10 protein-coding genes and 1 pseudogene are annotated in these 8,256 nt (G+C 67.5%); 7 read left to right on the top strand and 4 right to left on the bottom strand.

Going from position 1 to position 8,256, the window contains the following annotated elements; genetic code table 11:
• The 3 genes from JMF90_RS13395 to JMF90_RS13385 all read left to right on the top strand — a co-directional run.
• Positions 1-410, top strand: a 410-nt coding sequence (locus JMF90_RS13395) for a LysR substrate-binding domain-containing protein (protein WP_374104237.1), incomplete at its 5' end; no start/stop codon positions are given.
• Between the two features lie 96 nt (positions 411-506).
• Positions 507-1,142 (top strand): GTP cyclohydrolase I FolE, encoded by a 636-nt coding sequence (folE, locus tag JMF90_RS13390; RefSeq protein ID WP_011548713.1) that lies wholly within the window; start codon positions 507-509, stop codon positions 1,140-1,142.
• Positions 1,142-1,945 (top strand): SDR family oxidoreductase, encoded by an 804-nt coding sequence (locus JMF90_RS13385; protein ID WP_011694928.1) that lies wholly within the window; start codon positions 1,142-1,144, stop codon positions 1,943-1,945. Before folE ends, JMF90_RS13385 begins: the two co-directional genes overlap by 1 nt.
• A gap of 163 nt (positions 1,946-2,108) precedes the next feature.
• On the opposite strand, the gene epsC is transcribed toward JMF90_RS13385, so the two are convergent.
• Together epsC and JMF90_RS13375 are read right to left on the bottom strand one after the other, a co-directional pair.
• Complete coding sequence (gene epsC, locus JMF90_RS13380) at positions 2,109-3,029, bottom strand: serine O-acetyltransferase EpsC (RefSeq protein ID WP_011548715.1); 921 nt, start codon at positions 3,027-3,029, stop codon at positions 2,109-2,111.
• Between the two features lie 137 nt (positions 3,030-3,166).
• On the bottom strand, positions 3,167-3,400 hold the full coding sequence (locus tag JMF90_RS13375; RefSeq protein ID WP_006480138.1) for a hypothetical protein: 234 nt from the start codon (positions 3,398-3,400) through the stop codon (positions 3,167-3,169).
• 278 nt (positions 3,401-3,678) lie between these two features.
• Between JMF90_RS13375 and JMF90_RS13370 the strand changes: the two genes are divergently transcribed.
• The 3 genes from JMF90_RS13370 (at position 3,679) to fnr (ending at position 5,932) form a co-directional block, all read left to right on the top strand.
• Positions 3,679-4,086: a DUF3005 domain-containing protein gene (locus tag JMF90_RS13370; protein WP_011548716.1), complete on the top strand. Its 408-nt coding sequence runs from the start codon at positions 3,679-3,681 to the stop codon at positions 4,084-4,086.
• Positions 4,087-4,614: 528 nt separating this feature from the next.
• On the top strand, positions 4,615-5,082 hold the full coding sequence (locus JMF90_RS13365; RefSeq protein WP_006480140.1) for a universal stress protein: 468 nt from the start codon (positions 4,615-4,617) through the stop codon (positions 5,080-5,082).
• A 103-nt stretch (positions 5,083-5,185) separates the two neighbouring features.
• Positions 5,186-5,932: a fumarate/nitrate reduction transcriptional regulator Fnr gene (gene fnr, locus JMF90_RS13360; RefSeq protein ID WP_011548717.1), complete on the top strand. Its 747-nt coding sequence runs from the start codon at positions 5,186-5,188 to the stop codon at positions 5,930-5,932.
• Between the two features lie 48 nt (positions 5,933-5,980).
• Here fnr and JMF90_RS13355 read toward each other — a convergent pair whose 3' ends face one another.
• A complete protein-coding gene (locus JMF90_RS13355) occupies positions 5,981-6,874 on the bottom strand; it encodes a LysR family transcriptional regulator ArgP (protein WP_006480142.1) in 894 nt (297 codons plus the stop codon).
• 109 nt (positions 6,875-6,983) lie between these two features.
• Between JMF90_RS13355 and JMF90_RS13350 the strand changes: the two genes are divergently transcribed.
• Positions 6,984-7,604 carry a LysE/ArgO family amino acid transporter gene (locus JMF90_RS13350; protein ID WP_011548718.1) on the top strand — a complete coding sequence of 207 codons (621 nt, stop codon included), beginning with the start codon at positions 6,984-6,986 and terminating at the stop codon, positions 7,602-7,604.
• Between the two features lie 79 nt (positions 7,605-7,683).
• Here the strand turns inward: JMF90_RS13350 and JMF90_RS13345 are convergent.
• Positions 7,684-8,256: pseudogene (locus JMF90_RS13345) on the bottom strand (DUF2235 domain-containing protein); the annotation flags it as partial.

Here is an 8,256-nt window from a genome sequence, read left to right as displayed (position 1 = left end):
TGATGCGGCGCGGCCATCCGTTCGAGCAGACGCCGCCGTTCACGGTCGAGCAGTTCCTCGCGTGCGGGCACGCGGTGGTGCGCGCCGAAGGCCGCAGCCAGGAGGTGCTCGAGAAATATCTGGCGAAGCAGCGCATGCAGCGCCGCGCGGTGCTCGAAACGCCGCACTTCATGAGCCTGCCGTTCATCCTGAGCCGCACCGACCTGATCGCGACGGTGCCGCACGCGATCGGCTATGCGTATGCGGCCGAGCACGCGTTCATCGTGCCCGTCGAGCCGCCGCTCGCGCTACCGCGCTTCGACCTGAAACAGCACTGGCATCGCAAGTACCACAACGACCCGCGCACCGCGTGGCTGCGTGGCGTCGTCGCGTCGCTGTTCAACGACGAGCAGGACGAATGGCCGAAGTGAGGAAGCGGGCGCGGCGGCCCGCACGCACGAGCGGCGAAAGCATGAAACAATGGCCGGATATCGGCCGCCGCAGGCGGCCTTCGATGGAGCCACTACATGGGTAAGGGAAAGAAAACCACACAGCCCCAGCCGGTCGCCTCGCGGCCGAGCCGTGAAGAAGCCGAAGACGCCGTCCGCGTGCTGTTGCGCTGGGCCGGCGACGATCCCGCGCGCGAAGGCCTGCTCGACACGCCCGCGCGCGTGGTGCGCGCATACGAGCAGTTCTTCGCCGGCTATGCGCTGGAGCCGCGCGACATCCTCGCGCGCACGTTCAGCGAAGTCGACGGCTACGACGAAATGATCGTGCTGAAGGACATCCGCTTCGAGAGCTACTGCGAGCACCATATGGTGCCGATCATCGGCCGCGCGCACGTCGCGTATCTGCCGAACCATCGCGTCGTCGGCATCTCGAAGCTCGCGCGCCTCGTCGACGCGTTCGCGAAGCGCCTGCAGATCCAGGAAAAGATGACCGTGCAGATCGCCGACACGCTGTTCGACGTGCTGCAGCCGAAGGGCGTCGGCGTGATCCTCGAAGCCGCGCACCAGTGCATCTCCACGCGCGGCGTGCACAAGCCGGGCGTCGAGATGGTCACGTCGCGCATGCTCGGCACGTTCCGCACCGATCCGTCGACGCGTCGCGAATTCCTGTCGATCGTCGCGAATCCTTCCTCGGTCAACCTGACGAATACCTGATGGAGCAGACGAAGCAAACGGCGCATGCGCCCGTCGTGCTCGTGACCGGCGCCGCGCGCCGGGCCGGGCGCGCGTTCGCCGAGTATTTCGCCGCGCACGGCTATCGCACCGCGGTGCATTACGACCGTTCGGCCGATGCCGCGCAGGCCGCCGCCCGCGCGATTGCCGAACGCGGGCACGACGCGGTGGCGCTGCAGGCCGACCTGTCCGATGCCGCGCAGATCACCGCGCTGATCGATGCAGTCTATGCACGCTTCGGCCGCCTCGACGTGCTGGTCAACAACGCGTCGGTGTTCTGGCAGGACCATTTCCCGAGCTTCGATCTCGCCGCGTTCGACCAGGCGTGGGCCGTCAACTGCCGCGCGCCGATCCTGCTCACGCGCGCGTTCTACGAGCGGGCCCGCGCGGCCGGCACGCAAGGCGTCGTCGTGAACGTGGTCGACCAGAAGATCAAGGAAAACTTCCACCGCGACCATTTCAGCTACACAGTCGCGAAGGCCGCGCTCGGCAATCTCACGCAGATGCTCGCGCTGTCGTCCGCGCCGGTGCTGCGCGTGAATGCGGTGTTCCCGGGGTTGATGCTGCCGAGCGACGACCAGACGCAGGCCGACTTCGAACACGCGAGCCGCGCATCGACGCCGCTCGCGCGCATCGCGGGCCCCGACGACGTCGCCAGCGCAATCCTGCTGCTCACGGGCAATGCGTACAACGGCGTGGATTTCGTCGTCGATGCGGGCCAGAACCTGATCCGCGTCGATCAGGACGTGCTGTACAAGCACCGCTCGCCGGACGGCAAGCACTGAGGCTTCGATGAACGCAGGCAGCTGCGCGCCGCCTTCGTACGCCGGGCCGAGCCGGCTTCGCGCCGCTCACGCCCGGGCGCGCCCGACGGCGGCCCGGCCGCCGATCCATTGCGCGTCATCCGCGGCGTTGCGCGGAACGACGCCCGCGCATTCGCCCACCGCGTTACGGCTTCTCGGCGCTCCCGCCTTCGCGGACCTTGCCCTGCGCGACGCTCGTGCCGGGCGGCACGCTGTGGGTGAGCCACACGTTGCCGCCGATCACCGAGCCGCGCCCGATCGTCACGCGACCGAGAATCGTCGCGCCCGCATAGATCACCACGTCGTCCTCGACGATCGGGTGCCGTGCATTGCCCTTCACCAGCGCGCCTTCGCCATCCGCCGGGAAACTCTTCGCGCCGAGCGTGACCGCCTGGTACACGCGCACGCGCTCGCCGATGATCGCGGTTTCGCCGATCACGACGCCGGTGCCGTGATCGATGAAGAAGCTCGGGCCGATCTGCGCGCCGGGGTGGATGTCGATGCCGGTGGCCGAGTGCGCGATTTCATTGATGAACCGCGCGAGCAACGGCACGCCGAGCTGGTGCAGCGCGTGTGCGAGCCGATGGTGCATCATCGCGAACACGCCGGGGTAGCACAGCAGGATCTCGGTGATGTGCTGCGCGGCCGGATCGCCCGCGTACGCGGCCTGGATGTCGCTGACGAGCAGCGCGCGGATCGCCGGCAACTGCCGGCCGAACTCGCGCGCGATCTCGAACGCACGTTCGTCGAGCTCGGCGAACGGCGTATCGACGTGCTCGGGCAGGAACGGCAGCGCGCGGCGGATCTGCTCGGACAGCACGCGCAGCGTGCTTTCGAGCGTGTGGCCGACGTAGAAGTCGACGCTTTCGTCGGTCAGGTCGGGCGCGCCGTAGTGCGTCGGAAACATCGACGCGCGCAGGCCGGTCACAATCTTGCAGATCGCATCGCGCGACGGCAGTTCGCGGATGCCGCGCGGATGGCGCGTGCGATGGAGTTCCTCGCGCGACTCGCGCAAGCCGGCGACGATTTCTTCGAGGCCCCACTGACGGGCGGGTGATGTCGACATAAGCCAATGCGAGCAGCCGCGCGCGGATGCGCGGCCGCTAATAAAGTGACGGGTTCCGCAAGATTACCGCGTTTTTTGTCCGGGAGCGGCACCCCGGGGATCGGCCGGACGGCCAGCGCCGCACGCGTGCGACGGCGTCACATCGAGATGCTGCTCGCGTCGATCCAGCGCACGGCCCAGTCGCGCGCGTGCGCGATCGCGTCGCCTTCGTCGTTGAACTGGAGCTCGATCGGAAAAAACCGGTTCGCCACGAGCTCCCCGTCGCTCGATCGGGAGATCACGACGTAGGGCTTGAACGAACCGTCACTGGCGCGTGCGGGCGCGCAATTCAACAGATAACCGCGGTGCGTGAAGGCAGTAGTCGCTTGCATGAATCCGCCACCTCTAGTCCCTTGCTTTGTTGTTCGCTACCCGTCTTTAAGGGTGCTGCGGCGCCCCGGCGCGGGCAGAGGCGGCGAGACTTCATCCCCTGTCGCCGCTTCGCAGGAAAAGAATCATACTCTGTAGAAAACGCGTCTTCTAGCTGAAATAAATCATGACAAATCAGTGCGCGTCGCGCGACCGCGGCGATCGCCCGCGCGCCTTTTCCCGTCGTGCCCGGAACGGGATTTGCTTCGATCCGGAGCGTGTCGCCGCCAGGAGAGCCGCGATGGAATCCTCCGCTCAAACAGGTCGTACGCATCCGCGCAGCATCGAACTCGACAACGACGACACGCACGACAGCACGGTCGACACCGACGGCAAGCACCGCGAAGCGTCGCGGCTCGCCGGGGCCGGGCCGATCTCGCCCGACGAGATCACGTGCAGCAATGCGTCGCTCGTCAATGCGATGCCGGAAGCCGGCGACGGCTTCGCCGGTTTCGACAGCCGCCCCGACGGCAACCATTCGGCGTTTGCGCTGCGCGCCGGCTATCGGGTGATCGAGAAAGGCTTCGACACGCCGCCCGCGGGCGACGCGCCGTTCGGTCCCGTTCACCGGATGTACGGCAGCGCATACTGGCCCGGCCACAGCCGCCGGCCGGAGCGCGTCATCGAGTTGACGGTCGTGCCGAGATAGCCGGCGCGGCGTTTGAATCGGTCGTTCGTTTGAGAGGCGCCATCGGTCAATCACGATAATCGATGGCGGTGAACCGGCACGTGTGATCGGACTGCACGCCGATACCCGCTCGCACGTTGTCGCAACGAACGATTCCGCGCCCTGGCATCGGCTTCGCAGTCATGCATGCCGCGCATCGCATCGACGCACAGGCATTGACCGAAGTCATGGCGCCACGGTGCGATTGCGATTGAATGGCGGTGCGTGCGGCGCATCGGCATGGTTGCAGCCGGGCCGGGTCGATGCGTGCGCATACGTTTACGTCAGCAATGCGGCTCGACGCTTGCCGCCTCACGCGACACGCGTCGCGCGGCGCAGCATGCGTCGCGCGCATGGCCATGCGCGACAGCGACAGGAACCACGCGGCCGCGCGGCACGACAGGCACCTCGCTGCACGATCGTGCCCGTTGGTTTACTCTGCCTCGCAGCATTGCCCGGCCCGCTCGGCCATCCGGCCGACTTCGTTTCAACCCGCCACTCGGAGACACTATGTACAAGCGTATTCTGGTTGCCGTCGACGGCAGCGACACGTCCCGCCATGCGTTCGATGCCGCACTGGCGCTCGCGAAAGCGCACGGCGCGGAGCTGCAGCCGTTCTACGTCGTCGAGAACGCCGCGATCTACTACAACGTGCCCGGCTACGATCCGTCCGTGCTGCGCGATCAGCTCCTCGCGCAGGGCAACGCGCTCGCGCAGGATTTCGCGAAGCTGATGCAGGCCGCCGGCGTGAAGGGCGAAACGCAGCTGAACGAAGCGACGTCGCTCAACGACGTGTCGTCGCTGATCCTCGACGGCGCGAAAGCGTTCGGCGCCGATCTGCTCGTGCTCGGTACGCACGGCCGCCGCGGCTTCCGCCGCCTCGTACTCGGCAGCATCGCCGAGCAATGCGTGCGCCACGCGACGCTGCCGGTGCTGCTGATTCCGGCCGCCGCCAACGCGGACGAGCCGGCTGCCTGAGCGGCGTTCGGCACGTGCGCCCGGTCGCGACGTTTTGTCACCCGACAGCGGCAACTTGCGGTGGGACAATGATTTCGTCGATTCAACGCCGGAGTAAACGATCATGCTGACGCCCGTCGCCACCCGCCCCGCCGCCACGCCCCATGCCGGTAGCTGGGCTCCCCGTCAGGCCCCGCACTGCTCGTCGTGCGCGATGCGGCACCTGTGCATGCCGCAGGGCCTGGCGCCCGAAGCGCTCAGTCGCCTCGAGTCGGTCATCTGCGCGGCACGCCCGGTCAAGCGCGGCGAAGCGCTGTTCCGCGAAGGCGACGCATTCGACAACCTGTACGCGGTGCGCTCGGGTTCGCTGAAGACCGTCGCGACGCGCCACGACGGCCGCGAACAGGTCACGGGCCTGCACCTCGCCGGCGAAGCGCTCGGCCTCGACGGCATCTGCGACGATACGCACCCGCGCACCGCGGTCGCGCTGGAAGACAGCTCCGTCTGCGTGATTCCGTACAGCGCGCTCAAGGCGCTGTGCTCGGAAGCCGGCTCGATGCAGTTGCGCATGCACAAGCTGATGAGCGAACAGATCGTGCGCGAAACGTCGCAAACGATGCTGCTCGGCTCGCTGAATGCGGAAGAGCGCGTCGCCGCTTTCCTGCTGGACGTCTCGTCGCGCTACCTGAAGCGCGGCTACTCGCCGTCGGAATTCAACCTGCGGATGACCCGCGAGGACATCGGCAGCTATCTCGGCATGACGCTCGAAACGGTCAGCCGCACGCTGTCGAAATTCCAGAAGCGCGACCTGATCGAAATGCAGGGTCGCCACGTGCAGATCGTCGACTTCGACGGCCTGCAACACCTCTGACATCGCACGGCGCGCACCGCGTGCGCGCCGCCCGCGTGGCGTCGCCGGTCAATCGAGAAACAGCGCGGCACGCGCCTTCAGCGCCGCGCTGAAATCGTCGAGCCAGCCGATCGACAGACGCCAGCTCTGCCAGTACAGATCGATGTCGATGGTTCGGCCACGCGACATGTCGATCAGCTCGCCCGCCGCCAGTTGCCGGTCGACCATCCGGTCAGGGCACATCCCCCATCCCAATCCCGTTTCGCACGCGCGCAGATAGCCCGCGACGTGCGGTATCCAGTGCTGCGGCGGATCGAGATCCGCGCGCGTCACGCGCCGGATGAAACGCGCCTGCAACCCGTCCTTCGGATTGAACATCACGCACGGCGCGCGGCGCAGCGCATCGCGCGTGATCCCCGCATCGAAATAACGCGCGTAAAACGCCGGCGAGCACACCGCGCGATAGCGGATTCGCCCGAGCCGCTCCGACCGGCATCCCTGGATCGGCTCGGCCTGCGCGGTCACCGCGCCCTGCACGCTGCCGTCGCGAATGCGCGAGGCCGTGTAATCCTGATCGTCGATCACGAGGTCAAGCAGCGTCTCGCGCTCCGTGCAGAACGGCCCGACCGCGTCGATGAACCACGTCGCGACGCTGTCGTCGTTGACGGCCACGCGCAGCGTCGGCCAGGCGCTCGCGATCTGGCCGGGCAACGCGGGCATCCGGCCGCCCAGTTCGGCCTCCAGCAGCTGCACGCGTTCGGTATGCCGGCACAGCAGCGCGCCCGACGTGGTCGCGACGCACGGCTGCCCGCGCTTGACGAGCACGCTGCCGACCCGCTCCTCCAGCAGCTTCACGCGCTGCGACACCGCCGACGGCGTGACGTTCAGCTCCTTGGCTGCCCGCTCGAACGAGCCGTGCCGGATCACGGCCGCGAGGGCATCGAGCAACGCGTAGTCGAGCATTAGATTTCCTTAATCCGCATTAGGTGATTTAGCTTCTCTTATTCCCGCCCCGATCGCAGACTAGCGCTACCCGATTCATCCGTCTACTGCTTCCACGGCTGTCCCCATCATGAACTGGCTCGCTTTTTCCCACGGCGCCGCACTGTGCGCGTCGCTCATCGTCACCATCGGCGCACAGAACGCATTCGTGCTGCGCCAGGGCATCATGCGCTCGCACGTCGGCAAGATCGTGCTGCTGTGCGCGGTGTCCGACATGATCCTGATCGGCGCGGGCGTCGGCGGCGCATCGGTGCTGGTCGAGCGCTATCCGACCTTCGTCCATGCGGTGCTGTACGTGGGCCTCGCGTATCTCGCGTGGTTCGGCATCAACGCGCTGCGCCGTGCGTTCAAGCCGGGCCACGACACGCTCGACGTGCGCGGCGACGCGGTCGCCCCGCCGCCGCAAGGCGCCCTCGCGATCGTGCTGATGACGCTCGCATTCACGTGGCTCAACCCGCACGTCTACCTCGACACGTTCCTGCTGATCGGCACGGCCGGCGCGCGCGAGCCGGAAGGCGCGCGGCTCGCGTTCGCGATCGGCGCGATGACGGTCAGCGTCGTGTGGTTCCTCGGGCTCGGCTATGGCGCGCGATTGCTGGCGCCGTGGTTCCGCAAGGCGGTCGCGTGGCGCGTGCTGGACGGCGCGATCGGCAGCATGGTGCTGTTTCTCGCGGCCGTGCAGTTGCGGTAGGGAGGGGCGTGTCGCGGCAGATCCTGTCTGCCGCGACGTCGGACAGCCGGCCGCGGTCGCGACCGGTATGGGATCGGCGTCAGGCTGTCGAGGTCGCGTCTGGCAGCGCGCCGCCGATCGCCGCGGGCTGGTTGCTGGCCAGTTGCGGTTCGTTGGCTGCCGTCGGGTCCTGCTGCTTCGCCGGATCGACCTTGGCGAGTTGCGTGGCGGCCTGCTCGGCCTTGTCGCCCTCGTAGCGCCAGTACAGGAACTTCTTGCCGCGCTTGCCCATGAAGTACTGACGGTTGACCGACCAGCGGCTCGATTCGGCGAAGCCGACGTGACCGTCTTCCATCTGCTTCTTGAAACCCGCGATCGAGTCGTGCACGTAGTGATCGAAGAACCGGTCGAACGTCGCGCGCGCCGCCGGATCGATACCCCCCAGCCAGTTGCCGGTGACCCGCGTGGCCGCGTCGATCGCCTTGTACTGCTCCGAGATGGTCCGGGTCAGGACGCCCCCGTTGGCGCGACGGATGAGATCCGCATCCTCGTTCCATTCGCGGTCGGTAATCGCCATGTAGGAATTCACGCCGCCCGGCGGCTTCAGCCGGCCGTCGTGCAGACGCCGGCTGCGGCTGGCGCGCCACTGGTAGTAGCGGTTCATGTGCCAGAT

Origin of the sequence: Burkholderia sp. E168m23 (assembly GCF_016586125.1) — a bacterium.
GTDB classification, from domain to species: domain Bacteria; phylum Pseudomonadota; class Gammaproteobacteria; order Burkholderiales; family Burkholderiaceae; genus Burkholderia; species Burkholderia orbicola.
The sequence above is the reverse complement of the archived record's forward strand: the minus strand, read 5'-3'. Positions and strand labels throughout refer to the sequence as shown.